The organism is Micromonospora krabiensis, from assembly GCF_900091425.1.
GTDB classification, from domain to species: domain Bacteria; phylum Actinomycetota; class Actinomycetes; order Mycobacteriales; family Micromonosporaceae; genus Micromonospora; species Micromonospora krabiensis.
Window position 1 is genome coordinate 6,346,191 of the sequence record NZ_LT598496.1, and the last position, 26,435, is coordinate 6,372,625.

General features: G+C 73.5%; 24 protein-coding genes and 1 tRNA gene. 10 read left to right on the forward strand and 15 right to left on the reverse strand.

From position 1 onward, the window contains the following. Position 1 precedes the first annotated feature (1 nt). From GA0070620_RS29255 to GA0070620_RS29270, 4 genes are all read right to left on the reverse strand, one after another. Positions 2 to 241 (reverse strand): acyl carrier protein, encoded by a 240-nt coding sequence (locus GA0070620_RS29255; protein ID WP_007072348.1) that lies wholly within the window; start codon positions 239 to 241, stop codon positions 2 to 4. Positions 242 to 325: 84 nt separating this feature from the next. Then, positions 326 to 1,270 carry a beta-ketoacyl-ACP synthase III gene (locus tag GA0070620_RS29260; protein WP_091596202.1) on the reverse strand — a complete coding sequence of 315 codons (945 nt, stop codon included), beginning with the start codon at positions 1,268 to 1,270 and terminating at the stop codon, positions 326 to 328. A 31-nt stretch (positions 1,271 to 1,301) separates the two neighbouring features. Beyond that, positions 1,302 to 2,471, reverse strand: coding sequence for an acyltransferase domain-containing protein (locus GA0070620_RS29265; protein ID WP_091596204.1), 1,170 nt, complete (start codon positions 2,469 to 2,471; stop codon positions 1,302 to 1,304). Between the two features lie 78 nt (positions 2,472 to 2,549). Next, entirely contained in the window at positions 2,550 to 3,854 is a 1,305-nt protein-coding gene (locus GA0070620_RS29270; protein WP_377520108.1) for a PucR family transcriptional regulator, read from the reverse strand. A gap of 187 nt (positions 3,855 to 4,041) precedes the next feature. Here GA0070620_RS29270 and GA0070620_RS29275 point away from each other — a divergent pair, with 187 nt between their 5' ends. Beyond that, on the forward strand, positions 4,042 to 4,425 hold the full coding sequence (locus GA0070620_RS29275) for a hypothetical protein (RefSeq protein ID WP_091596208.1): 384 nt from the start codon (positions 4,042 to 4,044) through the stop codon (positions 4,423 to 4,425). Between the two features lie 78 nt (positions 4,426 to 4,503). Here GA0070620_RS29275 and GA0070620_RS29280 read toward each other — a convergent pair whose 3' ends face one another. Beyond that, positions 4,504 to 5,148, reverse strand: coding sequence for a hypothetical protein (locus tag GA0070620_RS29280; RefSeq protein WP_091596210.1), 645 nt, complete (start codon positions 5,146 to 5,148; stop codon positions 4,504 to 4,506). Between the two features lie 223 nt (positions 5,149 to 5,371). Between GA0070620_RS29280 and GA0070620_RS29285 the strand changes: the two genes are divergently transcribed. Continuing rightward, positions 5,372 to 6,025 carry a copper resistance CopC family protein gene (locus tag GA0070620_RS29285; protein ID WP_091596211.1) on the forward strand — a complete coding sequence of 218 codons (654 nt, stop codon included), beginning with the start codon at positions 5,372 to 5,374 and terminating at the stop codon, positions 6,023 to 6,025. 73 nt (positions 6,026 to 6,098) lie between these two features. Here the strand turns inward: GA0070620_RS29285 and gltX are convergent, their stop codons facing one another. From gltX to GA0070620_RS29300, 3 genes are read right to left on the reverse strand one after another with little or no spacing between them, the layout of a single operon-like run. Continuing rightward, the gene (gltX, locus tag GA0070620_RS29290; protein WP_091596213.1) at positions 6,099 to 7,508 is read right to left on the reverse strand and encodes a glutamate--tRNA ligase; all 1,410 of its coding nucleotides are present in this window, start codon (positions 7,506 to 7,508) and stop codon (positions 6,099 to 6,101) included. Positions 7,509 to 7,556: 48 nt separating this feature from the next. Continuing rightward, positions 7,557 to 8,834 carry an MFS transporter gene (locus GA0070620_RS29295; protein WP_091596214.1) on the reverse strand — a complete coding sequence of 426 codons (1,278 nt, stop codon included), beginning with the start codon at positions 8,832 to 8,834 and terminating at the stop codon, positions 7,557 to 7,559. After that, positions 8,831 to 10,177 (reverse strand): GH1 family beta-glucosidase, encoded by a 1,347-nt coding sequence (locus GA0070620_RS29300; protein WP_091596216.1) that lies wholly within the window; start codon positions 10,175 to 10,177, stop codon positions 8,831 to 8,833. Before GA0070620_RS29300 ends, GA0070620_RS29295 begins: the two co-directional genes overlap by 4 nt. Before the next feature lie 186 nt (positions 10,178 to 10,363). Between GA0070620_RS29300 and GA0070620_RS29305 the strand changes: the two genes are divergently transcribed. Then, positions 10,364 to 10,810 carry an SRPBCC family protein gene (locus GA0070620_RS29305; RefSeq protein WP_091596218.1) on the forward strand — a complete coding sequence of 149 codons (447 nt, stop codon included), beginning with the start codon at positions 10,364 to 10,366 and terminating at the stop codon, positions 10,808 to 10,810. Between the two features lie 279 nt (positions 10,811 to 11,089). On the opposite strand, the gene aceE is transcribed toward GA0070620_RS29305, so the two are convergent. Continuing rightward, positions 11,090 to 13,834: a pyruvate dehydrogenase (acetyl-transferring), homodimeric type gene (gene aceE, locus GA0070620_RS29310; RefSeq protein ID WP_091596220.1), complete on the reverse strand. Its 2,745-nt coding sequence runs from the start codon at positions 13,832 to 13,834 to the stop codon at positions 11,090 to 11,092. A gap of 176 nt (positions 13,835 to 14,010) precedes the next feature. Here aceE and GA0070620_RS29315 point away from each other — a divergent pair, with 176 nt between their 5' ends. The 6 genes from GA0070620_RS29315 to GA0070620_RS29340 all read left to right on the forward strand — a co-directional run bounded on the left by GA0070620_RS29315 (position 14,011) and on the right by GA0070620_RS29340 (position 18,873). Continuing rightward, on the forward strand, positions 14,011 to 14,313 hold the full coding sequence (locus GA0070620_RS29315; protein ID WP_157741732.1) for a hypothetical protein: 303 nt from the start codon (positions 14,011 to 14,013) through the stop codon (positions 14,311 to 14,313). Between the two features lie 72 nt (positions 14,314 to 14,385). Next, positions 14,386 to 14,790: a YjbQ family protein gene (locus GA0070620_RS29320; protein ID WP_091596224.1), complete on the forward strand. Its 405-nt coding sequence runs from the start codon at positions 14,386 to 14,388 to the stop codon at positions 14,788 to 14,790. Between the two features lie 156 nt (positions 14,791 to 14,946). Next, complete coding sequence (locus tag GA0070620_RS29325) at positions 14,947 to 17,598, forward strand: thiamine pyrophosphate-dependent enzyme (RefSeq protein WP_091596226.1); 2,652 nt, start codon at positions 14,947 to 14,949, stop codon at positions 17,596 to 17,598. Positions 17,599 to 17,710: 112 nt separating this feature from the next. After that, a complete protein-coding gene (locus GA0070620_RS29330) occupies positions 17,711 to 18,148 on the forward strand; it encodes a DUF3052 domain-containing protein (RefSeq protein WP_091596227.1) in 438 nt (145 codons plus the stop codon). 105 nt (positions 18,149 to 18,253) lie between these two features. Next, a complete protein-coding gene (locus GA0070620_RS29335; RefSeq protein ID WP_091596229.1) occupies positions 18,254 to 18,718 on the forward strand; it encodes a peroxiredoxin in 465 nt (154 codons plus the stop codon). A gap of 83 nt (positions 18,719 to 18,801) precedes the next feature. After that, positions 18,802 to 18,873, forward strand: a tRNA-Val gene (locus GA0070620_RS29340). Positions 18,874 to 18,938: 65 nt separating this feature from the next. Here GA0070620_RS29340 and GA0070620_RS29345 read toward each other — a convergent pair. Further along, a complete protein-coding gene (locus tag GA0070620_RS29345) occupies positions 18,939 to 19,271 on the reverse strand; it encodes a hypothetical protein (protein WP_091596232.1) in 333 nt (110 codons plus the stop codon). 358 nt (positions 19,272 to 19,629) lie between these two features. Between GA0070620_RS29345 and GA0070620_RS29350 the strand changes: the two genes are divergently transcribed. Further along, positions 19,630 to 20,079, forward strand: a complete 450-nt coding sequence (locus GA0070620_RS29350) for an iron chaperone (RefSeq protein ID WP_091596234.1) — start codon at positions 19,630 to 19,632, stop codon at positions 20,077 to 20,079. A gap of 419 nt (positions 20,080 to 20,498) precedes the next feature. On the opposite strand, the gene GA0070620_RS29355 is transcribed toward GA0070620_RS29350, so the two are convergent. From GA0070620_RS29355 to GA0070620_RS29375, 5 genes are all read right to left on the reverse strand, one after another. Then, positions 20,499 to 21,527: a hypothetical protein gene (locus GA0070620_RS29355; RefSeq protein ID WP_091596236.1), complete on the reverse strand. Its 1,029-nt coding sequence runs from the start codon at positions 21,525 to 21,527 to the stop codon at positions 20,499 to 20,501. 120 nt (positions 21,528 to 21,647) lie between these two features. Continuing rightward, positions 21,648 to 22,469, reverse strand: a complete 822-nt coding sequence (locus tag GA0070620_RS29360) for an LLM class flavin-dependent oxidoreductase (RefSeq protein WP_091596238.1) — start codon at positions 22,467 to 22,469, stop codon at positions 21,648 to 21,650. 46 nt (positions 22,470 to 22,515) lie between these two features. Then, on the reverse strand, positions 22,516 to 24,432 hold the full coding sequence (locus GA0070620_RS29365; RefSeq protein WP_231922013.1) for a transketolase: 1,917 nt from the start codon (positions 24,430 to 24,432) through the stop codon (positions 22,516 to 22,518). Positions 24,433 to 24,511: 79 nt separating this feature from the next. Continuing rightward, positions 24,512 to 25,909 (reverse strand): hypothetical protein, encoded by a 1,398-nt coding sequence (locus GA0070620_RS29370; protein WP_091596240.1) that lies wholly within the window; start codon positions 25,907 to 25,909, stop codon positions 24,512 to 24,514. After that, positions 25,906 to 26,409, reverse strand: a complete 504-nt coding sequence (locus tag GA0070620_RS29375; RefSeq protein ID WP_091596242.1) for a SigE family RNA polymerase sigma factor — start codon at positions 26,407 to 26,409, stop codon at positions 25,906 to 25,908. Before GA0070620_RS29375 ends, GA0070620_RS29370 begins: the two co-directional genes overlap by 4 nt. Between the last annotated feature and the right edge of the window lie 26 nt (positions 26,410 to 26,435).

Below are 26,435 nucleotides of genomic sequence, written 5' to 3' on the forward strand. Positions count from 1 at the left end.
GTCAGGACTGCGCCTCGATGTAGGAGACCGCGTCCCCGACGGTCTTCAGGTTCTGCACCTCGTTGTCCGGGATCTTGACGCCGAACTTCTCCTCGGCCGCCACCACGACCTCCACCATGGAGAGCGAGTCGACGTCCAGGTCGTCGGTGAAGGACTTCCCCTCGGCCACGTCGTCCGGGTTCACCCCGGCAACCTCTTCGAGGATCTCGGCGAGGCCGGCGGTGATCTCGTCACGGGTCATTGCGGTGGGTTCCTCTCATCGGGTTGATCACGTCGGCGGCCTCGCCACCGACGATCCGTCGACGCGGACGCGTCGAGGCGGGACTCAGGGGCACCGGACGACCTGACCGGCGTAGGTCAGGCCGCCACCGAAGCCGAACAGCAGCACCGGCGCCCCCGAGGGCACCTCCCGCCGCTCGACCAGCTTCGACAGGGCCAGCGGCACGCTCGCCGCGGAGGTGTTGCCGGACTCGACGATGTCCTTCGCGATGATCGCGTCGGGGATGTTCAGCCGCTTGGCGATGCCGTCGATGATCCGGGCGTTGGCCTGGTGCGGCACGAACGCGGCCAGCTCGGACGGGGCCACACCGGCCCGCTCGCAGGCCTGCAGGGCCAGCGGCGCCAGCGCCGTCGTCGCCCACCGGAAGACGGCCTGGCCCTCCTGCTGGATGTACGGGCGCCAGCCCTCGATCCGTACCGCGTCGCTCTTCTCCGGCACCGAACCCCACACGACCGGGCCGACACCGGCCGGCTCGTCCTCGGCGGCGGCGGTGACCACCGCGGCGCCCGCGCCGTCACCGAAGATGATGCAGGTCGAGCGGTCGGTCCAGTCGGTGAAGTCGGAGAGCTTCTCGGCGCCGATGACGATCGCGTTGCGCGACGCCCCGGCGCGGATGGCGTGGTCGACGGTGCCCAGCGCGTACGCGAAGCCCGAGCAGGCCGTGTTGATGTCGTACGCGCCCGGCGCGGTGATGCCGAGCTTGGCGGCGACCCGGCAGGCCACGTTGGGGCTGCGGTCGACCGAGGTGCAGGTGGCGACCACGACCAGGCCGATGTCGGCGGCGGTGAGGCCCGAGTTGGCCAGCGCCTTGCCGGCGGCGGCCGCGGCCATGTCGGCCACCGTCTCACTGTCGGCGATCCGCCGGGTGACGATGCCGACCCGGTCGCGGATCCACTCGTCGTTGGTGTCGACCATGCGGGCGAGGTCGTCGTTGGTGACCACCCGGGAGGGCTGGTAGTGCCCCAGGGCGACGATCCGGCTTCCGGCCATCAGTGCATGCCTTTCGTTCGCGACTGTGCGCTCAGAGGTGCCCGTCGAGACGGGCGAGCGGTTGGCCCGGCGCGACCGGGTCGTCGTGGTGGGCGAGCCACTCGGTGAGCACGCCGCTGTCGTGCGCGGTCACGTCGACCGGGCCCTGTCGGGTGGCGACGTGGCCGATCACCTGACCGGCGCGGAGGGTGCCGCCCTCGGTCAGGTCCCGCGCCGGCGTGAAGGTGCCGGCGGAGGGTGCCACCACGACCCGGAACGGGAGGGCCGGCTCGTGGCTCGGCGCCGCGCCGTGCCGCGCGATGAGGTCGCGCGCGGCCGGAAGGTCGTCCGGGGTGTTCAGAGTGACGATCTCGGGAGCGTCCGGACCCTTCAGCTCCCGCTTCACCAGCCCGGCCAGGGTGCCGGCCGGGGGAAGCTCGATGACGCCGGTGACGCCGAGGTCGGCCAGCGTACGCATGCAGAGGTCCCAGCGGACCGGGGCGGTGACCTGGCGGACCAGCCGCTGCACGAGGACCCGCCCGTGGTCGACGGCGGCGCCGTCGCGGTTGGACAGCAGGATCCGGGCCGGATCGGCCGGGGTGATCCCGGCGGCCACCGCCGCCAGTGCGGCCTCGGCCGGCGCCATGTACGGGGTGTGGAAGGCGCCGGCCACCTGGAGCCGGATGACCCGGGCCTTCGCGGGCGGCTCGGCGGCGAGCTTGTCGAGGGCGTCCAGCGCGCCGGCGGCGACGATCTGACCGGCGCCGTTGCGGTTGGCCGGGTGCAGCCCGTGTCGCTCGATCGCGGCGAGCACCTCGTCCGGGTCGCCGCCCAGGACGGCGGCCATCCCGGTCGGCTCCAACGCGCACGCGGCCGCCATCTCCCGGCCACGGACGCCGGCCAGGGTGATCGCGGCCTCGGCGGGGAGCACCCCGGCCAGGGCGGCCGCGCCCAACTCGCCGACGCTGTGCCCGGCGGTGACCGCCACGTCGTGCATCGGCAGGTGCTCGGCGGCGAGCAGCGCGGCGGCGACCAGCAGCGGCTGGGTACGCGCGGTGTCCTTGATCTCGTCGGCGTCGGCGGCCGTGCCGAGGTGCACCAGGTCGACCCCGGCCAGCGCCGACCACCAGCGCAGACGCGCCTCGGTGCCGGTCAGGTCGAGCCACGGAGTCAGGAAGCCGGGCTTCTGGGACCCCTGCCCGGGGGAAAGTACGGCGAGCACGTGTATGACTCTCCCGGATACGCGTGGGTAGCGCTGTGCCGCCCTCGACCAAACCGAACTAGGACGTTTGGAGAGATCCTACAAAGATCGGCGGTGGTCATCACCAGTCTGTGAGGATTTACTCACGGCTGGGCCCAATGTCTGGGTCGGGACCATCGGGACCACCGGGTCGAGGCGGCCGACGGTCAGGGCCACCTGGAGCGCGAAGGCGTCCCGTGGGGCGAGCGGCGAGAACCCGGTGACCTCGGCGATGCGCCGCAGCCGGTAGCGGACCGTGTTCGGGTGCACGAACAGCGCCCGCGCGGCGCTCTCCAGGGTGCCGCCCGCGGCGAAGAAGGCGTCCAGCGTCTCCAGCAGCTCGCCGCCGGCGCGGACCAGCACGGTGTACACGTCGTGCCGCAACCGACGCCGGGCCTCCGCGTCGCCGGCCAGGGCGCGTTCGGGCAGCAGGTCACCGGCGGGCACCGGCCGGGGCGCGGTGGGCCAGGCCGGTGCGGCCCGGAACCCGGCCAGGGCGGCGCGGGCCGACTCGGTCGCCTCGTCCAGGCTCGGCACCGCCGGGCCGACCACCACCGGTCCCTCGCCGAACGCGCTGAGCAGCTTCCCGGTGGCGGCCACCGGGTCGGCCGCGCCGCCGAGCACGACGACCAGCCGGTCGCCGTGCACGCCGCCGATCACCTCCGCCCCGATCCGGCGGGCCTGCCGGTACACGGTGTGCAGCACGGCGGAGACGTCCCCGCCCGGGGACCTTCCCACCGCCACCGCCACCGGCGGCGCGTCCGTCCAGCCCAGGGCGGCGGCCCGGCTGGCGAGCACGTCCGGTGAGTCCCCCCGCAGCAGGGCGTCGACCAGCAGCGCCTGCAGCCGGGCGTCCCAGGCGCCGCGGGACTCGGCGGCGCGGGCGTACACCCGGGCGGCGGCGAACGCGATCTCCCGGGAGAAGCGCAGGACGGCGTCGCGGAGCTGCTGCTCCTCGCCCTCGGCGGCGAGGTGGGGCACCTGTTCCTCGACGACCTCGATCGTGATCTTGATCAGAGCCACGGTCTGCTGGAGGGTGATCGACCGGGCCAGCGCCTGCGGCGCCGCGGCGAAGACCTCGTCGGACACCTCCTGGGTGCCCTCGGTGCTACCGCCGCCGGAGCGCAGCCACTGCACCAGGGACCGGACGCCGGCCTGGGCCACCAGCATGACCCAGGAGCGCTGGTCGGCGGGCAACGCCCGGAACCAGGGCAGGGTCTCGTCCATCCGGGCTACGCTGCCGGTCGCGAGCGCGCCCGCGGCCCGCTCGATCCGGCGCAGCGTCGCGCCCAGCTCCCCGTCTCCCGGCTCGTTCCCCACCGCCCCAGCCTGACATGCCCTGAGCTGCGCCTCCACGGCGGGCACCGCCGAGCCGGTCGGGCGGGCCCGCTGCCACCGGTGTCCGGGCTCCGCGCCACGACGTCCGCCGATCCGGACGACCGGCACGCGGACGGTCGTCCGGGCCCTGCACGGGCCGTCGGTGTCGGCCAGTACGGTGTCAGAGCACGTCGGCGCCACCGCCGGCGGGCGGAGCGAGCGTGAGGAGACCGGGATGGCGCAGGGGGAGGCCGAGCACGGCTGCGCCCAGGGCGAGCCCTGCCGGCCGGGCCACCACGACCAGCCGGCGGCGGCCAAGCACCGCCGTCCCGTGGGCGCGATCCCGCCCATTCCGCTGGAGCCGGTCGGTCACCGCCCGGTCGAGGCGCCCGGCGCCCGGCCCGCCGAGGCTCCCGGCCCCCGCCCCGTCGAGGAGGACGCCCCGGTGCCGCGACAGCGCAGCGGCGAGGCGGCCCCGCCGGTCGAGCCGGAGCCGGTGCGGGCGGTCTCGAGCTGCCGCAGCGACCTGCCGGGTTGGGCCGGTGCCCACCGGCACGGCGCGGTCCGCCCGCCGCAGCGTGCCGGCCGGCGCGAGCGCCCCCCGCGTCGCTGGTGCTGACCCCGGGCCGACCGCCCGCCCGGTCCCAGCCGGTGGCGCGCCGGTGCGGGGCGTTCCGTCAGCGCGTGCGGTGCCGCGTCAGCGGGTGCGGCGACGGATGAGCAGCGCGATCCCGGCGAGGCCCGTCGTGATGACCAGCATCACCGCCACGTTGAGCAGCAGCAGCCGCTGAAGCTCCCCGAGCGCCTCGTCGATGTCCTCGGCCGGGTTCAGCGAATCCTCCGGGATCACCCGCTCGCCACCGCCGATGCCGCCGCTGACCGTGTCGTACTGTCGCTCGATCGGCACCCCGGCGGTGCGCAGCGTCTCCGACATGGAGAGTCGGCCGAGGAACCAGCCGGCAGTGGTCTTGCGCGAGTCCGGCTGCTTGGCGGGCCGGTAGATGCGCGGGCCGCCGGCGGCCTTCGGGTAGAGGTCGTACGTCTGCTTCGGCGCGTCACCGGCGAGCACCACGATCGTGTACTTCGGACCGAGGTCCGCCTGCTTCGGCCCGGTGGCCGCACCCGTACGCGGAAGGAAGCTGACCTGGTCGATCAGCGCGTTCACCTGGGCCGCCTGGGTGTCGGCCCGCAGGCGCAACGGCTCGGTGAGGCCGGTGCCCGTGATGTCGACCCCCGGCGGCGGCTTCGGCGCGGCCTGCGCCGGCCCGGCGAAGCCGCTCGACAGGGCCAGTGCGAGCGCGCCCGCCAGCACGGCGGCGAGCCTCCTCACCTGTCGGACCATCGCCGCCTCCTCGCCCCGTTCGATGGATGGCTTCGCTGCGCCTGACGTGCCGGTCCTGCCGTTGGCGTCGACTCGCCGCCCGGGCGACCGCCCACCTTCAAGACTCCGCGGAATGTCATTTGGTTGCAGCACGTGGAACAGTAATTGGAACTATCTGCGATCTCGGCCCGACTAATCAGCAGCCGTTGATCAGCGGGCGGATCGTACCTTTCAGGAGGGGTTCATGGGGGGCAGGGTCGCACGTGTGGCGGGGCTCGTGCCAGGGGTGCTCGGCGTGGCGCTCGGTGTGTCGTTGCTGCTACCGGCGACGCCGGCGCTGGCGCACAACTCGCTGACCGGCAGCGATCCCCGCGACGGTGCCCGCGTGGCCGCCGCGCCGGAGCGGATCGAGTTGCGATTCCTGTCCCGGCTGGACCCGGGTACGACGAAGATCACAGTCGCCGGACCGAACAATGTGGACGCCGCCGGCGGCGCGCCGACCTTCTCCGGCAGCCGGGTCCGGGTGCCCTTCAAGCCCGGCGCGGCCGGGCTCTACATCGTCGGCTACCGGGTGGCCTCCAGCGACGGGCACCCGATCACCGGCGAGGTCCGGTTCACCCTCACCACCGGCACCCCGGCCGACCCGTCGGCCTCCCCGTCGTCCCCGGGTGGCGCGCCCGCGACGAGCGGTGGGGCCCTCGCGACGCCGACGACCAGCCCGTCGCCGGCCACCGCGGCCGCTCCGGGCACCGCCAGCCCGAGCCCGACCGCGGCGATCGTGCCGGCGTCCGACGAGCAGGGCGGCCCGAGCGGTTGGCTCTGGGCCCTCGGCGGTCTGGTGGTGCTCGCGGCCCTGGCAGCGGGTCTGCTGCTGCGCCGCCGAGCCGCCCGTCGCTGATCGCGCCTCGGCGGCGGCCGGGCCGGGTCGCGTGGACTGATCCACGACCGGCCCGGACGCCGCCGGCGCGACGTCAGACCAGGCGGACCCGAGCGGCGCGCAGCCGGGTGAGGGTGCGCTCGCGGCCGAGCACCTGCAGCGACTCGAACAGCGGCAGCCCCACGGTCCGGCCGGTGACGGCGACCCGCACGGGTGCCTGGGCCTTGCCGAGCTTGAGACCCCGCTCGGCGCCGACCGCCTCCAGGGCCGCCTTCGTGGACTCCGCGTCCCAGGAGTCCAGCGCCTCGAACGCGGCGATGGCCCCGTCGAGCAGCTCCGCCGAGCCCTCCTTCATCGCCTTGGCCCAGGCCGCCTCCTCGACCAGCGGCGTGGCCAGGAAGAGGAAGTCGACGTTCGGCACGATCTCGCTGAGCACCGCGATCCGGGTCTGGGCCAGCGGGGCGACGGCGGCGAAGACGTCCGCGTCGAACTCCTCCGGCTGCCACGGCGGAGGCGCGATGGTCCCGGTGCCGGTCAGCCACGGCTGGCAGGCGTCGACGAAGTCCTCGACCGACAGGGCCCGGATGTACTCGCCGTTGAACGCGCGCAGCTTCTTCTCGTCGAAGAACGCCGGCGAGGGGTTCACGTCCTCCAGCCGGAACTCCTGCTCGATGACCGACCACGGGACGATCTCCCGGTCGCCGGAGGGCGCCCAGCCGAGCAGCATCAGGTAGTTGCGCATCGCGTCGGCCAGGTAGCCCTCGTCCCGGTACGCCTCGAGCGCGACCTTGTCGCGGCGCTTGGAGAGCTTCTGGCGCTTCTCGTTGACGACCACCGGCACGTGCGCCCAGACCGGCGGCTTGACCCCGAGGGCGTCCCAGAGCAGCTGCTGCTTGGGCGTGTTGGGCAGGTGCTCCTCGGCCCGGATCACGTGGGTGATCCCCATGGTCATGTCGTCGACGACGTTGGCCAGCAGGAACACGGGGGAGCCGTCGCCGCGGGCGATGACGAAGTCCTCGATGAGCTTGTTCTCGAAGGTGGGCTCACCGCGGATCAGGTCGACCACAACGGTCTCGCCCTCGTCGGGCGTACGGAAGCGCAGCGCCCGCCCCTCGCCCGGGCCGAGGCCCTTGTCCCGGTGGTAGCCGTCGTAGCCGGCGTACTGGGAGCCGGTGCGGGCCTGCACGTCCTCCCGGGTGCAGTCGCAGTAGTACGCCCGGCCCGACTCGTAGAGCCGCTGGGCGGCGGCCCGGTGCTCGTGGGCGTTCTCCGACTGGAAGTGGGGGCCCTCGTAGCTGGTGCGCTCGATGCCGATCCAGTCCAGCGCGGAGAGGATGCCCTCGGTCCACTCGGGCTTGTTGCGCGCCGCGTCGGTGTCCTCGATGCGGAGCACGAACACCCCGCCCTGCTGCTTGGCGTAGATCCAGTTCTGCAGGGCCGAGCGGGCGCCGCCGACGTGGAACATACCGGTCGGGGAGGGGGCGAAGCGTACACGTACCGTCACGTCCCCAGCCTACGGCGCTGCGCGATCGGATTAGACCAGGGGTGCCGCTCAGGGCACCGAGCGGATCTTCACCACCAGGGCGCTGCCGAGCAGCGTCACTGCGGCTGTGACCGCGTAGAGCGTCGGGTATCCGCCCAGATGCACCACGATCGGCGCGGAGAGCGCCGGGCCGAGCACCTGCGGCGCGGAGTTCGCGATGTTGATCACCCCCAGGTCCTTGGCCCGGTCGGTGGCCCGGGGCAGCACCTGGGTGATCAACGCCGCGTCCACCGACAGGTAGACCCCGTAGCCGGCGCCGAGCAGCAGCGCGGCGACCACCGCCATCGGCCAGACCGGGGCGACCGCCAGCAGCGTCGCCGCCACCGCCATGATCAGGCCCGAGGTGATCACGAAGACCTTGCGCCGCCCGGAGCGGTCGGAGAGCCGACCCGCGACCACCGCCGTGAGCATCATGCCCAGCGTGTAGAGCAGGATCAGCACCAGCAGGGCGCCCTCCGGGTCGGGCACCCGGACGCCGTCGGTGAGGAAGTACAGCAGGTAGAGCGTGCCGAGCGCGTTGCCCGTCTGCACCAGGAACCGGGTGAACCAGGCCCACGCGAAGTCGGGGTGCCGGCGCGGGCTGATCCACATCGACGTCAGCAGCGCGCGGAGCCGGAACACCGGCCGGTGCGCCCGGGGGAGCGGGTCGTCGCCGGTGAGCAGCGCGAACGGCAGCGCAAGGACCAGCACGGCGAGCGCGATCGTGCGGTAGCCGGCCGCGTTGCCGGTGACCACGGCGGTGACCAGCACCGCGCCGAGGACCAGCCCGAGGGCCTGCGGAATGCCCACCCAGCCGGAGACGCCACCGCGCTGCGCGACCGGCACCCGGTCGGGGATGGCGGCGGTCAGGCTGGCCAGCATCGCGTTGAAGCAGACCTGGGCGGCGACCCAGAGCAGGGTCACCCCGAGCACGGTGCGCTGCTCGGCGAGCAGCACCAGGGCCAGCGCGCCCAACAGTGCCCCGCCCGCGGTCCAGACGTGCCGGCGGCCGAACTCCCGCCCGGCCAGCCGCAGGCAGGTGCGGTCGGACAGCGCGCCCGCGAGCGGGTTGGCGAGCACCGCGGCGAGCGCTCCGACGCCGGTGACGACGGCCAGCATCGCCTCCTTGTCGCCCGGCGCGATCCGTTCGATCTGCTGTGGCAGCAGCACCTGGATGGGGGTGAAGAAGGCCATCCACACGCCGAGGTTGGCCGAGAAGATCAACGCGATCCAGCCCCGCCGGACCGGCGCCGTCGGCTCGGCCAGCGCCGCCGGCAGCGACGTCGGTGTCGGGTCGACCGTGGTCACCGCGCCGGCCCCCGGCGCGCGGCCGCGATGACGTCCCGCAGCCAGGCGTACGAGGACTTCGGGGTGCGGGCCTGGCTGGCGTAGTCGACGTGGACCAGGCCGAAGCGTTTCGTGAAACCCTCGGCCCACTCCCAGTTGTCGAGCAGCGACCAGACGAAGTAGCCGCGTACGTCGACGCCGTCGTCCAGGGCCGCGCGGACCGCCCGCAGGTGCCCGTCGAGGTACGCGATCCGGTCGGGGTCGTGCACCCGCCCGTCCGGGCCGGGCGCGTCGTCGTACGCGCAGCCGCTCTCGGTGATCTCGATGGGCGGCAGCGCGTCGCCGTAGCTGCGGTGGAGCCAGCCGAGCAGCTCGTGCAGCCCGTCCGGGGCCACCGGCCAGTCGAACGCGGTGCGCGGATAGCCGTCGAGGGGCACCAGGTCGAACGGCAGGGGAGAGTCGTCCGCCGGGGCCCGTACGCCGGTCGGGTTGTAGTAGTTGACCCCCAGCACGTCGATCGGGGCGGCGATGGCCGCCAGGTCGCCGTCGTGGACGAGGGACGGGTCGGTGACCGTGCCGTCCGGGTAGCCCCGGCCGAGCAGCGGATCGGTGAAGAGGCGGTTGTGCAGCGCCTCGTACGCGACGCCGGCGGCCCGGTCGGCGTCGGTGTCGCCGAGCACCCGCACCGGCGAGTAGTTGTTGGCGACGGCGACCGGGCTCGTGGTGCGGGTGCGCAGCGCGGCGACCGCGAGCCCGTGCCCGAGCAGTTGGTGGTGGGCGACCGGGAAGGCGTCGAAGAGGAGCATCCGGCCGGGGGCGTGCACGCCCATGCCGTAGCCGAGGCTCATGTGGATGAACGGCTCGTTCAGGGTGATCCAGAGCCGGACCCGGTCCCCCAGTCGGGCCGCGACCAGATCGGCGTACGCGGCGAACCGGTGGGCGGTGTCCCGTGCGAGCCAGCCGCCGGAGTCCTCCAGGGGCTGCGGCAGGTCCCAGTGGTACAGGGTCGCCACCGGGTCGATCCCGTGCGCGAGCAGGTCGTCGACCAGTCGGTCGTAGAAGTCCAACCCCGCGGCGTTGACCGGCCCGCTGCCGCTCGGCTGTACCCGGGGCCAGGCGACCGAGAACCGGTACGCGTCGACGCCCAACCCGGACAGCAGCGCGACGTCCGCGCGGTGGCGGTGGTAGTGGTCGCAGGCCACGTCACCGGTGCTGCCGTCGACGACGCGTCCGGGGGAGTGGGCGAACGTGTCCCAGATGGACGGTCCGCGGCCGTCCGCGTCGACCGCACCCTCGATCTGGTACGCGGAGGTGGAGACGCCCCAGCGGAATCCGGCGGGGAACTGCGGCATCGGTGCGGTCATGCGCCCTCCCGGTCAACATGAAACGTGCTCGGGACTCTAGGACGCCGTCGGCGAATGCGCCATAGGCCGCGATGACTCGGTGCGCAATGGTTTTCGGCGTGTCTTTTTCCGAACCCGTCCAGGTACGTCCGAATTTGCGCATAGAGTGCCGATATTGTGGGATGTCCTCACTGGAGGAAGACGGAAATGATCCTCGTGGAACGCAGTGCGCACGTGGCGGCGCCGGTGGAAGCGGTCTGGGACGTGGTGCAGCGGGCTGAGCAGTTGCCGGCCTGGCTCGCCGGAGTCCGCGCGGCCGAGGTGCTCTCGGGGGAGGGCTTCGGACGGCGGCAACGGGTCCAGGCCGGGCGTGGCGCGGCGCATGAGGCTGAAGTGATCGCCTACCAGGAGCCGACCCTCATCGGGTGGCGCGAACGTGCCAAGGGTGCCGGCGCCCGGGCCGAGGCGCGTACCGAGATCTACGTGCAACTCACTCCCGACGAGGAGGAGGGCGGCACCGTCGTGCGGCTGATCGTCGTGCGCTGGCCGGCCGGTCCGGTCAAGGCCGCCCTGCTCCGGCTCGGTCTGCGCCGGGTCGGCGCCGACCTGGAGGACTCGTTGGCCCGGCTGACCGACCTGGCCGCCGTCGGCTGACCGGACCCGTCCCCGGCGTCGCCCGCGATGGCGGTGGCCCGGCGTCCCCGCCAGGGACCCCGGGCCACCGCCCTACCCGCGCTCGCCCGCCCCGGCCCCGCACCCGACCCCATGCCCCGTCGATCATGCAGTTGTGGTGGTGGACAAACGCCCCTCATCGGGGCGCATCCGGCACCACAAGTCCATGATCGGCGGCGGGGTCCACGGGTCGGGTTGTGGGCACTCCGGATGTGCGAAGGGCCCGTGCCGGTGGCACGGGCCCTTCGTTCGTGACGCGGTCTAGCTGTCGCCGCCGGTCTCGCCGACCGGGGCCGCGTGGACGTCGTCGATCGCGTACTTCTTCGCCGCCTCGGCCGGCACGGTGGCCGGCACCGCGCCGCGGAGCGCGAGCTGCCGCAGCGTCGCGACCACGATCGACTCGGCGTCGACGTGGAAGTGCCGGCGCAGGGCGTGCCGGGTGTCCGACATGCCGAAGCCGTCGGTGCCCAGCGAAGTGTAGTCACCGGGTACCCAGCGGGCGATCAGGTCCGGTACCGCCCGCATGAAGTCGCTGACCGCGACCTTCGGCCCGTCGGCGTCGGCCAGCTTCCGCTGGATGTACGGCACCCGCTGCTCGGCGCCCGGGTTGAGCAGGTTGTGCTCCTCGCACTCCACCGCGTCGCGGCGCAGTTCGGTCCACGAGGTCACCGACCAGACGTCGGCGGCCACCCCCCAGTCCTGGGCGAGCAGCTGCTGCGCCTTGAGCGCCCACTGCATCCCGGTGCCGGAGGCGAGGACGTTCGCCTTCGGCGCGTCCCCGTCGACCTGCGGGGCCGGGGAGTAGCGGTAGATGCCCTTGAGGATGCCCTCGACGTCCACGCCCTCCGGCTCGGCCGGCTGGAAGATCGGCTCGTTGTAGACGGTGAGGTAGTAGAAGATGTTCTCCTGCGCCTCGCCGTACATCCGGTGCAGGCCGTTCTCCATGATGTGCGCGATCTCGAAGGAGAACGCCGGGTCGTACGCGACCACCGCCGGGTTGGTGGCGGCGATCAGCAGCGAGTGACCGTCCTCGTGCTGGAGGCCCTCGCCGTTGAGCGTGGTCCGCCCCGCGGTCGCGCCGAGCAGGAAGCCCCGCGCCATCTGGTCGGCGGCCGCCCACAGCCCGTCCGCGGTCCGCTGGAACCCGAACATCGAGTAGAAGATGTACATCGGGATCATCGGCTCGTCGTGCGTGGCGTACGACGTGCCCGCGGCGGTGAACGAGGCGACCGAGCCGGCCTCGTTGATGCCCTCGTGCAGGATCTGCCCGGTCGTCGACTCCTTGTAGGACAGGAACAGCTCCCGGTCCACCGAGGTGTAGCGCTGGCCGTGCGGCGAGTAGATCTTCGCGGTCGGGAAGATCGAGTCCAGGCCGAAGGTGCGCGCCTCGTCCGGGATGATCGGCACCCAGCGCTTGCCGAACTCCTTGTCCTTCATGATGTCCTTGAGCAGGCGGACGAAGGCCATCGTGGTGGCCACCTTCTGCTTGCCCGAGCCGCGCTTCACGTCGGCGAACCGCTCCGGCCCCGGGATGACCAGCTTCTTCGAGCTGACCCGCCGCGACGGCAGGTAGCCACCGAGCTGCTCGCGCCGCTCCCGCAGGTACTGCATCTCGTCGGACTTGTCGTCCGGCCGGTAGTACGGCGGCAGGTAGGGGTTCTCCTCCAGCGCCGAGTCCGGGATGTCCAGGTAGAGCCGGTCGCGGAAGGTCTTCAGGTCCTCCAGCGTCAGCTTCTTCATCTGGTGGGTGGCGTTGCGGCCCTCGAAGTGCGAGCCGAGCGTCCAGCCCTTGATCGTCTTGGCGAGGATGACCGTCGGCTGCCCGGTGTGCTCGGTGGCCGCCTTGTAGGCCGCGTAGAGCTTCCGGTAGTCGTGGCCACCGCGCTTGAGGTTCCAGATCTCGTCGTCGCTCAGGTGCTCGACCATCTTGCGGGTGCGCGGGTCGCGCCCGAAGAAGTGCTCGCGGACGTACGCCCCGGACTCCGCCTTGTAGGTCTGGTAGTCGCCGTCCGGCGTGGTGTTCATGAGGTTCACCAGCGCGCCGTCGGTGTCCGCCGCCAGCAGCGGGTCCCACTCGCGGCCCCAGACCACCTTGATCACGTTCCAGCCGGCGCCCCGGAAGAAGGCCTCCAGCTCCTGCATGACCTTGCCGTTGCCCCGCACGGGGCCGTCCAGCCGCTGCAGGTTGCAGTTGATCACGAAGGTGAGGTTGTCGAGCTCCTCGCGGGCGGCCACGCCGATCGCGCCGAGGGTCTCCGGCTCGTCCATCTCGCCGTCACCGAGGAACGCCCAGACGTGCTGGTCGGACGTGTCCTTGATGCCGCGGTGGTGCAGGTACCGGTTGAACCGCGCCTGGTAGATCGCGTTCAGGCCGCCCAGGCCCATCGAGACCGTGGGGAACTCCCAGAAGTCCGGCATCAGCCGCGGGTGCGGGTACGACGGCAGGGCGCCACCGGGGTGCGACAGCTCCTGGCGGAACCCGTCGAGCTGGTCCTCGCTGAGCCGGCCCTCCAGGAACGCGCGCGCGTACATGCCGGGGGACGCGTGACCCTGGTAGAAGATGTGGTCGCCGCCGCCCGGGTGGTTCTTGCCCCGGAAGAAGTGGTTGAAGCCCACCTCGTAGAGCGACGCGGAGCTGGCGAAGGTGGAGATGTGCCCGCCGACGCCGATCTCCGGGCGCTGCGCCCGGTGCACCAGCATCGCGGCGTTCCACCGGATGTACGCCCGGATCCGCCGCTCGACGTGCTCGTCACCCGGGAACCAGGGCTCCCGCTCCGGCGCGATCGTGTTGATGTAGTCCGTGGTGGTCAGGGACGGCACCCCGACCTGGCGCTCGCGGGCCCGCTCCAGCAGGCGCAGCATCACGTAACGGGCGCGCTTGGTTCCGCGCTCGTCGATGACCCCGTCGAGCGACTCGACCCATTCGCTGGTTTCTTCTGGGTCGATGTCCGGAAGCTGGCTCGGCAGGCCGGCGGTGATCACCGGGCGCTTGCGTTCCGTAGCCACAGGCGGTCCCTCGGTTGTGTGTGGGATAGGTCTCTAGCGCCATCCTGCCCCCTCGTGGCACCCGGCGTCACGTCTAGGTCCCTCCGACGCGACGCTGAACACAGGTACCCACCAGTAACTTTGTGCCACCGTCCGCCCGGCCCCGCCGGCTTGTCCGATCTCCCTACCCTGCCGGCATGAGATGGCCATCGAGGTTGCTCGCCGTGACGATGACGGTCGTGGGTCTGGTCGGCGCGGTGGCCGGCACGATCGCCGCCTGGTTCCGGACTCCCGCCGCGCTGATGATCACCGCGCTGGGCGCGATCCTCGCCGTGCTCGGCGTCGGCCTGCTGCGCGACCTCCGACGACCCCGGCCCGCCGCGCGCCGACGCGACATCACGGCGGGCGGCCTCCTCCCGCTCTACCCGACGGGCGACGTCGGTGGGGACTCCGGCGGTGGCTGGTCGGGTGGCGGTGACTCAGGTGGCGGTGGCTCGTAGGGCCGGACCGCGGCGGGGTCCGTGCCGGCGACCTCGACGACCGCCACGCCGCGCTGCGGCAGAATGCGACGTATGCGCAGTGATGTGATCACCGTCCAGACCGGCCCCCGGGCAACCGTGCGGGACATCACCGCCGAGGCCCAGGGCTTCGTCTCCGGACAGGGGGACGGGCTGCTGCACGTCTTCGTGCCGCACGCCACCGCCGGGCTGGCGATCATCGAGACCGGCTCCGGCTCCGACGACGACCTGCTCAACGCCCTGGGTGACCTGCTCCCCGCCGACGACCGGTGGCGTCACCGGCACGGCTCGCCCGGCCACGGGCGGGACCACGTGCTTCCGGCCTTCCTCCCGCCGTACGCGACCCTGCCCGTGCTCGCCGGCCGCCTCGCGCTCGGCACCTGGCAGTCGCTCTGCCTGGTCGACACCAACGGCGACAACGTCACCCGCCAGGTCCGCCTCTCCTTCCTGCCCGGCTGAGCCCGCCCGCCGTGCCCCCGCTCCGCCCCGCCGTCGCACTCGTTCCGGGAAAGAGTGCTCATCCCGCCCGCTGATGAGCACTACTTCCGGGAACGAGTGCTCCGGAGCCGACTGAGTCGCTGGTGCCGGACTGGGCGCGGGTGGCCCCCGTCGGTAATGCTGTCCGACGTGACCACCCCGCACGATCTCGACGACCGGGTCCGGGAGACGCTCGCCGCGCTGGCCGCCCCACCGCGGCGGCGTGACCCGGCCGAACCGGTCTCCGACGGCGCGACGCTGACCGGCGCGCAGGCCCTCGACCTCTTCGACGCCCAGGTCACCAGCCGGCAGCTCGACCTGGCCGGCCGCTGGCTGCGGAGCTTCGGCGAGGGCTTCTACACGATCGGCTCCGCCGGTCACGAGGGCAACGCCGCCGTCGCCGCCGCGCTGCGCCCCACCGACCCGGCCCTGCTGCACTACCGCTCCGGAGCGTTCTACTGCGTCCGGGCCGCCCAGGCCGCCGAAGGCTCCGGGGCCGACGGGCCGCCCGGCGCAACCGGGATGACCGCCCAGGACGGGTCCGTCCCGGCCGACAACTCCGACCCGACCGGCCCGGCCCGCCGTCCCGACCCGGTCGCCCAGGTCGAGGACTCCCCCGCGACCGCCTCGGCCGGCGGTGCCGGCGCCTCCGTCGACGGGGCGGCGAGCGACGGCGCCGACGACGCGCGGGCCGAGCGGCCCGACGGGATCAGGACAGCTGGCTCGCCCGCCGGAGCTACCGAGGGGTCGGGGACCACCGACCGGGACGCCACCGCAGACCCGGCCGCCGGGCCCGACGCGGGCCGGGCCGACCGGCCCTGGGCGTACGCCGTGGCCGCCCGCGACGTGCTGCGCGGCATGGTCGCCTCGGCCGAGGAGCCGGTCGCGGGCGGGCGGCACAAGGTCTTCGGCCACCCCGACCTCGCCGTGGTGCCGACCACCTCCACGATCGCCTCCCATCTGCCCCGCGCCGTCGGGATGGGGCTGGCCGTCGAGCGGCTGCGCCGCCGGGAGACCCGCCGGGCCGGCGGTGGGGTCCGGATCGGCAGCGGCGGCGGCGCGGCACACGCCCCGTGGCCGGCGGACGCGATCGTCGTCTGCTCGTTCGGCGACGCCTCGGTCAACCACGCGAGCGCGACGGCCGCCCTCAACACCGCCGGCTGGTACGACCACACCGGCCTGCGTATCCCGGTGCTCTTCGTGTGCGAGGACAACGGGCTCGGCATCAGCGTCCGCTCGCCGCAGGGTTGGGTGGAGACGACACTGCGGTCCCGGCCGGGGATCCGCTACTTCGCCGCCGACGGCGGCGACCTGTTCGAGGCGTACGCGGTGGCGACCGAGGCGGCCGAGTGGGTGCGCCGGCACCGGCGTCCCGCCGTGCTGCACCTGCGCACCGTACGGCTGATGGGACACGCCGGCGCGGACGCGGAGACCGCGTACCGCAGCCCGGCGGAGCTCGCCGCGGACCTGGACCGGGACCCCCTCGCCAGGACCGCCCGGAGCCTGGTGGAGGCGGGCGTGGCCAGTGGCGAGGAGCTGCTGGCCCGGTACGACGACATCGGCTGGCAGGTCCGGCGGGTGGCCGAGGAGGTCATCGGCGAGCCGAAGCTCGCCGACGCGGCCGAGGTGGTCGCCCCGCTGGCGCCCCGGCGCCCGGCCCGGGTCTCCCGGGCGATCGGCGACGCGGCGGCCCGCGCCGGCGGCCCCGGTGCCGCCGCCCGGGCCGAGGCGTTCGGCGGCAAGCCCCCGGAGCTGACCGGCCCGCTGACCCTCGCGCAGAGCATCAACGCGGCGCTCGCCGACGGGATGCTCGACCACCCGCAGATGGCGGTCTTCGGGGAGGACGTGGCCGCGAAGGGAGGGGTGTACGGCGTCACGAAGGGCCTGCGCGACCGGTTCGGGCCGGCCCGGGTCTTCGACACCCTGCTCGACGAGACGTCGGTGCTCGGGCTGGGGTTGGGCGCCGGGCTGGCCGGGATGCTGCCGGTGCCCGAGATCCAGTACCTGGCGTACCTGCACAACGCCGAGGACCAGCTCCGCGGCGAGGCGGCGACGATGCAGTTCTTCTCCCGGGGGGCCTTCCGCAACCCGATGGTGGTGCGCGTCGCCGGGCTCGCCTACCAGGAGGGCTTCGGCGGGCACTTCCACAACGACAACTCCGTGGCCGTACTCCGGGATGTGCCGGGCCTGGTCATCGCGGTGCCGGCGCGGCCGGACGACGCCGCGCCCATGCTGCGGACCTGCCTGGCCAGTGCGGCGGTGGACGGCAGCGTCTGCGTGTTCCTGGAGCCGATCGCGCTCTACCACACCCGGGACCTGTACGGCGACGGCGACGGCGAGTGGCTCGCCGGCTACGCCGAGCCGGGTGCGTGGGTGAGCGGCCACGTGCCGATCGGCCGCGCCCGCGTGTACGGGGTGGGCTCGGCCGAGGACCTCACCATCATCACCTTCGGTAACGGCGTACGGATGTCGCTGCGCGCGGCGGCCACGCTCGCGGGCGAGGGGGTCGGCACCCGCGTGGTGGACCTCCGGTGGCTCGCCCCGCTGCCGGTCGCGGACATCATCCGGGAGGCGTCGGCGACCGGCCGGGTGCTGGTGGTGGACGAGACGCGCCGGTCCGGCGGGGTCGGGGAGGGGGTGATCGCCGCCCTGGTCGATGCCGGATATGTCGGGGCGGCGCGGCGGGTAGCCGGAGTTGACTCGTTTGTACCATTAGGTCCGGCAGCGCGTCAGGTTCTGGTCTCGGAGGAAGCCATTACCGAGGGTGCCCGCACGCTCCTGGCACGGTAAATTCCGTTCCACCCGGTGCGCCACTTGCGCGGGGAGCCACAACTGTGTGGACTTTGCCTGACGGCGTCGACCAGACGCCGCGAGCAGGGACGAGATGAGGAGGCACGCGACAGTGAGCGCGACCGCTGGTCAGGCCGCCGACGGGGTACGCAGCCTGGCGGACCGGTTCGGTATCGAGCCGGGGATGGTCGTCATGGAGATGGGGTACGACGACGACGTCGACCAGGATCTCCGGGACGCCCTCACCGACCGCTGTGGAGACCTCGTCGACGAGGACACCGACGAGGTCGTCGACGCGGTGCTGGTCTGGTACCGCGACGGCGACGGTGATCTCTTCGAGATCCTCGTCGACGCCCTCGGCCCGCTGGCCGACAACGGGGTCGTGTGGCTGCTGACGCCGAAGGCGGGGCGGGACGGGCACGTGGAGCCCAGCGAGATCGCCGAGTCCGCTCCCACCGCCGGCCTCCAGCAGACCTCGACGATCAACGCCGGCCGCGACTGGAGCGGGGCCCGCCTGGTCCTGCGCCGCGGGGCCAAGGCCAAGAAGTAGCCGCCCGACGGGCCACCGCCCACCGCGGCGGCCCAGGTCACCCGGCGGGGACGCCGCCGGGTCCGGGCAGGCTCGTGCCGTCCCATCGCAGGCGAGGAGTCCCGCATGCCCATCGAGGTCGGCGCGCAGGCGCCGGACTTCGCCCTCAAGGACCAGAACAACCAGGAGGTACGCCTCTCCGACTTCCGGGGCAGGCGCACCGTGCTGCTGGTCTTCTACCCGCTCGCCTTCACCGGCACCTGCCAGGGCGAGCTGACCGAGATCCGGGACAACCTCGACGACTACGTCAACGACGACGTCCAGGTGCTCACCGTCAGCGTCGACTCGATCTTCAGCCACAAGGTGTGGGCCGAGCGGGAGGGCTACCGGTTCCCGATGCTCGCCGACTTCTGGCCGCACGGCGCGGTCGCCCAGGCGTACGGGGTCTTCAACGAGACCGCCGGTGTCGCCAACCGGGGCACCTTCGTGATCGACAAGGCCGGCGTGGTCCGCTTCGCCGAGATGAACCTGCCGGGGGAGCGCCGCGACCAGCAGGGCTGGCGCAAGGCGCTGGCCGAGGCCGCCGGCTGACGATCCCACCGGCGACGCCATGCGACCGGGCCGGCGGCGAACAGGTAAGCTTGCCAGCCACCGGCCCGCCGTACGGGCGTTCCGGGCGCGTAGCTCAGTGGGAGAGCACTCGCCTTACAAGCGAGGGGTCGCAGGTTCGAAACCTGCCGCGCCCACCCTCGATCACCAGCCGAAACCGCCCCAGGAAGATCACTTCCCGGGGCGGTGGCAGCGGTGGCGGTCACGGGAGCCGTCCGACGAGATCGCGGCGCGCGACCTGCCAGAGCTTCTCGAACTCCTCGGCCGAGATCTCCTCCATCGCCGGCTCGACGTCTCTGCCAGGCTGGGGGAGCGGTGCCTCCGGCACGATTCCGTACCGTCTCTCGTAACGCCCCAACGCCCTTGTGTCGCCGGCGTCTCGCGCTGCCAAGACCTCCGCGAGTGACGCCGCTGCCAGGATCGCCCCATCCGCGCCGCGCATCTCGACGTGTCGTACCGCCCATCCGTCGGCGTCCAACTCGTCGTAGTTCCAGCGATCCTCGTCGAGGTGGTACCAACGGACGTAGGTGAGCACGTCGCCATTATGTGGTGACGTGATCGACTCCGGTTCCTGGAAGTCGGGGTGTTCGCGTCGGGCGATGAACCCGACATCCAGGAAGTCGCGAAGCCGCCGGAAGCGACGTAGATGGTCGTGACCATATGAGCGGCGATTCCGGTGGGGCGCCGGGAATCGACCGCGGGCCGGGCGCTGCTGCTGAGAGTTACGCGCGCCCGACGGCTCCGCGGGTCGGCGACCGGCCGCACCGTGCCCGGGCGACCGACCGGCCCCTCATCAGGTCAGGAATCGAGAAGCACGGGGGGTGCCGAGGGGCCTAGCGTTGCTCTCACCGAACCGGGCACGCACCGGCCAGAGCACGAAAGGCGACCCAGACATGGCTACCAAGAGTCCCACCACCGGGTCCGACGGTTTCAGCGCCGAGGAGCGCGCCGCGATGAAGGCGCGCGCCGCCGAGCTGCGCGCCGAGGGCAAGAAGGGCGCCAAGAAGGCCGACGACCTTCAGGCGCTCCTCGACAGCATCGCGAAGATGACGCCGGAGGACCGGGCCCTCGCCGAGCGCGTGCACCTGACGGTGACCGCCGCCGCTCCGCAGCTGTCGCCGAAGACCTGGTACGGGATGCCCGCGTACGCGAACGCGGACGGCAAGATCGTCGTCGCCTTCAAGAACTCGGGCAAGTTCAACTCCCGCTACTCGACCCTGGAGTTCCAGGACGCGGCCCACCTCGACGAGGGGGAGCTGTGGCCCGTGTCGTACGCGCTCACGACGTGGAGCCCGGAGGTCGAGAAGAAGGTCACGGAGCTGATGGAGGCCGCGGTCGCCTGACGGTCGTCACCCGGAGCGGCCCTGGTCCGGGCCGCCCCGGGGATGATGACGCCCTCCACGTCGTCCGCGACGAGCCGCATCGCGTCGCCGACCGTCGGGCCGAAGGCGCCAGGCGTACCACGTCACGGGCCAGCCGCGCACCAGCGGCGGCGGCGGCGGCCCGTCGCCGCCGACGACCGCGTGCACGCGTACGTCCCGGCCTGGACGTACCGACCCGTGAAGGTGCCGGTGCATCCGGCCAGGTTCGGCGGCTGCGGGACGGAGCCGGGCCCTTCGGGGTCGGCGCCCCCGCGTGACGACGCGCTCCTGACGGTTCCCTTCCCCCACACCTGGCCCCTGGCGTCGAGGGGCCGCTACGACTGGTGCTGTGCGGTGACCGACCGGGTCCGGGGAGTACCGGGGACTTCCTCCGACGCAGGCTACTTCGTGACGAGCTTGCGCAGCGCCGCGAGGAGCGCCTTGTCGCTGACCTCGGCGTAGATCTTCCGTTCGCCGAAGAGCATGACGACGTACGGGCAGGCCCGGTCGTCGCCGGGCATGGCCTTGTCCAGCAGCGTGCGGCCGGTCGCCACCTCGTACACGCGCAGCCGCCACCCGGCCCGTACCAGCGGCAGCGTGTCCGGCTTCGGGTCGTCGAACCTGCACTGTCGGATCGTGGAGCCGGCGCTGACCCGGTCGAGGCACGCCACCATCTGCACCTTGCCGGGCTCCTGCGCCGCCCAGGTCCGCTCCACCCGGTCGGAGAGGCCCTCCGAGTAGTAGTAGCCGCTGTCCTGGTGACGCAGGCCCGAGCCGTCGTCGACGAGCACCACCACCGGGTGCGGCGCCTTGCCGGCGCGCTTCGGCGACTGCGGGTAGTAGACGTTGTCGTCGCACATCCGGTTGAGGTCGCGGACCTCGGTGGGACCGTACGCGCTGGCCTCCGGGCCCAGCGTCGGCTCCGCGCTCGGCCCGGGGTCGGTGGTCGGGGAGGCGGACGGCCGGTCCGCCGCGCTCAGGCCACCGCCGGTCGTCGGTGACGACGCGGCCCGGTCGTTCGGGCCGGACGCGGTGTGCGTCGTCTTACGCAGCAGGACGAGGCCGCCGGCCAGGCCGAAGCACGCCATCACCAGCACCAGGCAGGCCGTCCCGGCCGCGATGAGGACGGTGTGGTTGCGGTGCGCCGGCGGCGGCGGCGTCTGCCAGCCGCCCGGTGGTGGCGGGCCGAGCGGCGTGGCGGCCGGGCCGGACGGTGGTGCCTCTCCCGTGGGCGGCTGGGCCGTCGTGGGGGTGGCCTCCGGCGGCGTCGGACCGGCGGTCAGCGGTGCCCAGCCGCCGTCGGCGGGCGGCGCGGAGACCGGATCCGGAGACGGGGCCGGATCAGGAGTCGTGGATGTCGACGCGGCGTCCCGGGTCGGCTCGTGGTCCGATGTGGGGTCCGTGCCAGGGGCCGCCCCGGTGCCGGTCATGCCGTGTCCTCTTTCGATCAAGGGGAGCGTGACAGTACCAAAACGGGCGCGGAGCGCGTGCCCTCGTCCCGCCAGCCGGTGCCGGCGCGAGATGCGACGGGTCAGCGGGGCGGGGACGGGTCAGCGCGGCGGGCCGGCCAGGATCCGCTCCCGCGCCGCGGCCACCCCGCCGCGCCACCAGCCCATCGCCTCGATCCACCAGGTGAGGCCGGCGGCGGCGTACGGCGCGATGACGTCCGGCGCGTCCTGCGGCGTCGTCGCTCCCTCGAGGACCACGTCGAAGCCGTCCAGCGATCCGCGCTCGGCGCCGACGAAGCCGACCACGTCGGCGAAGTCCTCGACCGGCACGGGCACGCCCTGACCAGCGTTCGTGAACGTCGCCACGAACCCGTCCCAGCGGGCGGACCGGCGGAAGCCGGGACGGTTGGGCCACCGGCCGGCGCACCAGACCGGGACGCGGGGTCGCTGAACCGGCGCGGGCAGCATCCGCACCGGGTGCCCGGCCGGGGTGGTCACCACCTCACCCGACCAGAGCGCGGCGAGCTGCGCGAGGGAGTCGTCCAGACGCCGGCCCCGGGCGCGCAGGTCGGGGTCCTCGCCGAAAGCGGCGTACTCGGCGTCCATCGAGCCGATCCCCGCGCCGAAGACGAGTCGGCCGCCGGAGAGCGTGTCCAGGGCGGCCGTCTCCCGGGCCACGGTCTGCACCCGCCGGCGCGGCAGCGCCGTCACGAGCACACCGAGCCGGATCCGCGACGTCAGGGCCGCCACCGCCGACGCGACGACGACGGTGTTCACCACCGGCCAGTCGTCGTGGTAGAGCAGGTGGTCCCAGAGGAAGACGCCGTCCCACCCCCGCTCCTCGGCCGCGACGGCCAGCTCGACCAGCGTCCGGGCGTCGGCGAAGGGCCCGACGTTGGGAAGACCGACCGCGTACCGGGGCATCCGGCCACCATAGTCGGACGGTCGGACCCCGGCGACCCGGCGCGACTCAGCCGGTCACGAGCGAGCGCGCGGCGGACGCGATGTGGTCGGCGTCGATACCGGCCCAGGCGAGCAGTTCCTTGGCGGAGCCGGAGCCGGGCATGCCGCGTACCGCGAGGTGCACCATCGACGGTGCCACCCGGCCGTCGGCGACGAGGCTGTCCTTCACCGCCGAGCCGAGGCCGCCCTCCGGGTGGTGGTCCTCCGCCACCACGATCCGGCCGCCGGTCGCCGCCACGGCGGCGGCGAGCGTCGCGTCGTCGATGGGCTTGACCGAGTAGCAGTCGATGACGCGGGCGCGGATCCCCTCGTCGGCCAGCATGTCGGCGGCGGCGAGGCAGGCGTGCAGGGTGACGCCCGCGCCGACGAGGGTCACCGCGTCCTCGTCGGACGAGCTGAGCACCTTCGACCCGCCGACCGGGAACGCCTCCCCGTCCGGGTACAGCACCGGGTACTTGCCCCGCGTGGTCCGCAGGTAGCTGATGCCGGGCAGGACGGCCATCGCCTCGGTGAGCGCGACCGTGCTGGTGGCGTCACTCGGGTAGAGCACCGTCGAGCCCTGCACCGCGCGCATCATCGCGAGGTCCTCCAGGCCCATCTGCGACGGGCCGTCCGGTCCGATCTCGACGCCCGCGTGGGAGCCGACCAGACACAGGTCGGCACCGGAGACGGCACCCATCCGGATGAAGTCGTACGCCCGGGTCAGGAACGCCGCGAAGGTGGACGCGAACGGGCGGTAGCCGCGCGCCGCGAGGCCGGTCGCGGCGGCCACCATCTGTTGCTCGGCGATGAACATCTCGAAGTAGCGCCCGGGGTGGGCGCGGGCGAACTCGACCGCGTACGTCGAGTTGCTCACCTCGCCGTCCAGCGCGACGACGCGCGGATTGCGGGCGCCCAGCGCGACGAGCGCGTCGCCGTACGCCTTGCGGGTCGGCACCGGCTCGCCCACGTCGTAGCGGGCCGGGGTCGACGGCCCGGTCGGTTCGGTGGTGACCGGGCGGGCCGCCGGGTCCGCGGTGGGGCTGGCGCCGTCGGTGCCGGTGGCGACCGGTCGTGGGCCGCGGACCGTGAGGTTGCGGACGCCGCCGAGTTCGCGCACCGCCCGCTCGGCCATGTCCGGCGGGAACGGCTTGCCGTGCCAGTCGTTGCTGTCCTCCACCTCGGAGAACCCGCGCCCCTTCACCGTGCGCGCGAGGATCACCGTCGGCCGGTCGTCCGGCGGGTTCCCGGCGGCGGTCAGAGCCTCGTCCACGGCGGTCAGGTCGTGCCCGTCGACAACCAGGGCGCGGGCGCCGAACGCCTCGGCCCGCCGGGCGTACGCGTCGACGTCCCAGCCGAGATCGGTCGGGCCGCGCTGGCCGAGCCGGTTGACGTCGACCAGCACGGTCAGGTTGGACAGCCGGTAGTAGGCCGCCTTGTCCAGCGCCTCCCAGATCGACCCCTCGGCCATCTCGCTGTCGCCGCACAACACCCAGACGCGGTACGGCTGCCGGTCCAGGTAGCGGCCGGCGAGGGCGATCCCGACACCGTCGGGCAGGCCCTGACCCAGCGAGCCGGTGGCGACGTCCACCCACGGCAGCGCGGGCGTGGGGTGGCCCTGGAGGCGCTGCCCGAACCGGCGGTACCCGTTCATCAGCTCGTCGTCGGAGACCACGCCGACGGCCTTGAACAGCGAGTACAGCAGCGGCGAGGCGTGCCCCTTCGACAGGACGAGATGGTCGTTGGCCGCCGACCCGGGGTCGTCCCAGTCGTAGCGCAGGTGGCGCGTGACGAGCACCGCGAACAGGTCGGCCGCCGACATGCTGGACGTCGGATGTCCGGACCCGGCACTCGTGCTGGATCGGACCGAATCCACCCGGAGCTGCGCCGCAACGTCGGCGACGGTGTCGAGGCCGATCGTCGCGGCCGGTGCGGTGAGGGTCACGATGCCTCCTGGGACGGCGCGGCTGCTGCCGCCGCGCTTACCCCCGACGCCGCCGATCAGGCGTTCGTGGCGCCGACCGTCACCCACCACCCGCCCGGCGTGCCCGCCGGACCCGCCGGTCGTCGAGCCACAGCGCCAGCCGCTCCCGGCCGAGGAACACCGCCACGCCCGCCACCAGCAGGGCCGTGAGGACGGTCCAGTACCAGAACCGCCCGCCGACACCCCCCGGCGGGTGCGCCTGCCGGGTACGCCCCGACGCGATCACCTGGTCGGCCACGTCGACGGCGAGCACCTGCTCGGGCGCGGTCATCAGGGTGCGCGGCTCGGCGGCGCCCGGGTCCAGCGCCAGCACCCGCACCGCGCGCACGTTCCCGTACGCGACGCGCTGGTCCAGGTCGAGTGGCTCGTCGAACCGGGTCGGCGCGAGCGGCTCCGGCCGGAAGGCCACCACCACCGCCGACCCGCCCGGCCCCCAACCGAGCAGCTGGATGGCGGTCACCCCGGTCACGGCGGGCAGCGTCGGTCCACCCGTCTCCCGACCCGTGCCCGGGTCGACCCGGCGCAGGCTCCACGTGGTGGTGCCCGTGCGTCGGGTCGCGACCGTGAGCCTGCCGTCGGCGGTCCACGCGCCCTTGCCGGCCAGCCACGACTCGTCCGGCAGCGGGAACATCGTCGTCGGCCCGCCGCTCGGGGTGGTCACCGCGACGCTGCGTCCCACCTGGTACGCGAGCCGGCTCCCGTCCGGGGCGAAGGCGACCGGCCACCCGGCGACGGGCCCGCTCGGCAACTCGGCCAGCCGGACCGGCGCGCTCCCGTCGAGCGGGACGGCCGACAACACGTGCCGGTAGTCGGCCCGGTCCGGGCCGGTCGGCACACTGTCCCGGACCACGAGGCGGGTGCCGTCCGGCGACCACGCCGCGGGGACCGTGTCGACGCTGCCCGACGCGGCCGCGGCGAACTGCCGGACGCGTCGGGTCACCAGGTCGATCACGTCGATCCGGGGACGTTCCGGGCTTCCGGACGGCCGGGCCACGTAGCGGCCGTCGGGGGAGAGGATCACCTTCTCGCCGACCGGCGCCTCGTACCCCATCGAGATCTTCCGGTAGTCGTCGGAGCCGGCGGAGACGATCCCGATGCCGCCGTCCTCGTCCCAGCCCTGCAACCGCCCGGCCTGGCCGCTGAAGATGACCGACGCGGGCCCGAACGCCGGCCGGTCGGTGGCGTGCAGGGTGCCGAGCGGGGGCAGGCCGATCCGGTCCGGCAGCGCCGCCGGCGCGCCCGTGGCCGGGGTCGCGTCGGGGCCGCCCGGCACCGGCAGGGTGGCACCGGCGAGCACGACGAGGACCAGCGCCGCCAGCGCCGCGGCGGTGCGCCGGCGGCGGGACCGGCGGGCGGTGGACAGAGCGCGCTCGTACACCGGGTAGGTGGGGGCGGCGTCGGCGGTGGAGCGCAGCGCCTCGCGCAGCCGGGCGGTCATCGCGGGCTCCTCTCCGGGGTGCCGTCGACGAGGTCGGGGGCGATCAGCCGCAGCCGGCGCAGCGCGTCGTGGCCGTGCCGTTTGACCGTGCCGACCGAACAGCCGAGCACCTCGGCGACCCGCGCCTCGGTCAGGTCCTCGTAGAAGCGCAGCACGATCACCGCCCGCTGTCGTGGGGTGAGCTGTTGCAGGGCCGCGGTCAGGGCCATCCGCAGGGCCGTCGAGTCGGTGTGGTCGGCGGCGACCCGGTCGGTGGGCTCGGCCTCCAGCCGCTCGGCGACCCGGCGGCGCCGCCACCAGGAGACCTGCTGGTGGTACATGACCCGGCGGACGTACGCCTCGGGGTCACCGCCACGGATCCGCCGCCAGTGCCGGTAGGTCCGGGCCAGGGCGGCCTGCAACAGGTCCTCGGCGAGCTGGTGGTCGCCGGTGAGCAGGTAGGCGGTCCGGGACAGGGCCGGCGTGCGGTGCACCACGAAGTCGTGGAACGTCTCGGGCATGCCCACCTCCTCGCCACTACAGACGC

Bases quoted from the DNA above. Each gene is read 5' to 3' on its own strand.
- GA0070620_RS29255 (WP_007072348.1), bottom strand. From the start codon at position 241: ATGACCCGTGACGAGATCACCGCCGGCCTCGCCGAGATCCTCGAAGAG.
- GA0070620_RS29260 (WP_091596202.1), bottom strand. From the start codon at position 1,270: ATGGCCGGAAGCCGGATCGTCGCCCTGGGGCACTACCAGCCCTCCCGG.
- GA0070620_RS29275 (WP_091596208.1), top strand. From the start codon at position 4,042: ATGGCGCAGGGGGAGGCCGAGCACGGCTGCGCCCAGGGCGAGCCCTGC.
- GA0070620_RS29280 (WP_091596210.1), bottom strand. From the start codon at position 5,148: ATGGTCCGACAGGTGAGGAGGCTCGCCGCCGTGCTGGCGGGCGCGCTC.
- GA0070620_RS29285 (WP_091596211.1), top strand. From the start codon at position 5,372: ATGGGGGGCAGGGTCGCACGTGTGGCGGGGCTCGTGCCAGGGGTGCTC.
- GA0070620_RS29300 (WP_091596216.1), bottom strand. From the start codon at position 10,177: ATGACCGCACCGATGCCGCAGTTCCCCGCCGGATTCCGCTGGGGCGTC.
- GA0070620_RS29305 (WP_091596218.1), top strand. From the start codon at position 10,364: ATGATCCTCGTGGAACGCAGTGCGCACGTGGCGGCGCCGGTGGAAGCG.
- GA0070620_RS29315 (WP_157741732.1), top strand. From the start codon at position 14,011: ATGAGATGGCCATCGAGGTTGCTCGCCGTGACGATGACGGTCGTGGGT.
- GA0070620_RS29320 (WP_091596224.1), top strand. From the start codon at position 14,386: ATGCGCAGTGATGTGATCACCGTCCAGACCGGCCCCCGGGCAACCGTG.
- GA0070620_RS29325 (WP_091596226.1), top strand. From the start codon at position 14,947: ATGCTGTCCGACGTGACCACCCCGCACGATCTCGACGACCGGGTCCGG.
- GA0070620_RS29335 (WP_091596229.1), top strand. From the start codon at position 18,254: ATGCCCATCGAGGTCGGCGCGCAGGCGCCGGACTTCGCCCTCAAGGAC.
- GA0070620_RS29350 (WP_091596234.1), top strand. From the start codon at position 19,630: ATGGCTACCAAGAGTCCCACCACCGGGTCCGACGGTTTCAGCGCCGAG.
- GA0070620_RS29355 (WP_091596236.1), bottom strand. From the start codon at position 21,527: ATGACCGGCACCGGGGCGGCCCCTGGCACGGACCCCACATCGGACCAC.
- GA0070620_RS29360 (WP_091596238.1), bottom strand. From the start codon at position 22,469: ATGCCCCGGTACGCGGTCGGTCTTCCCAACGTCGGGCCCTTCGCCGAC.
- GA0070620_RS29370 (WP_091596240.1), bottom strand. From the start codon at position 25,909: ATGACCGCCCGGCTGCGCGAGGCGCTGCGCTCCACCGCCGACGCCGCC.
- GA0070620_RS29375 (WP_091596242.1), bottom strand. From the start codon at position 26,409: ATGCCCGAGACGTTCCACGACTTCGTGGTGCACCGCACGCCGGCCCTG.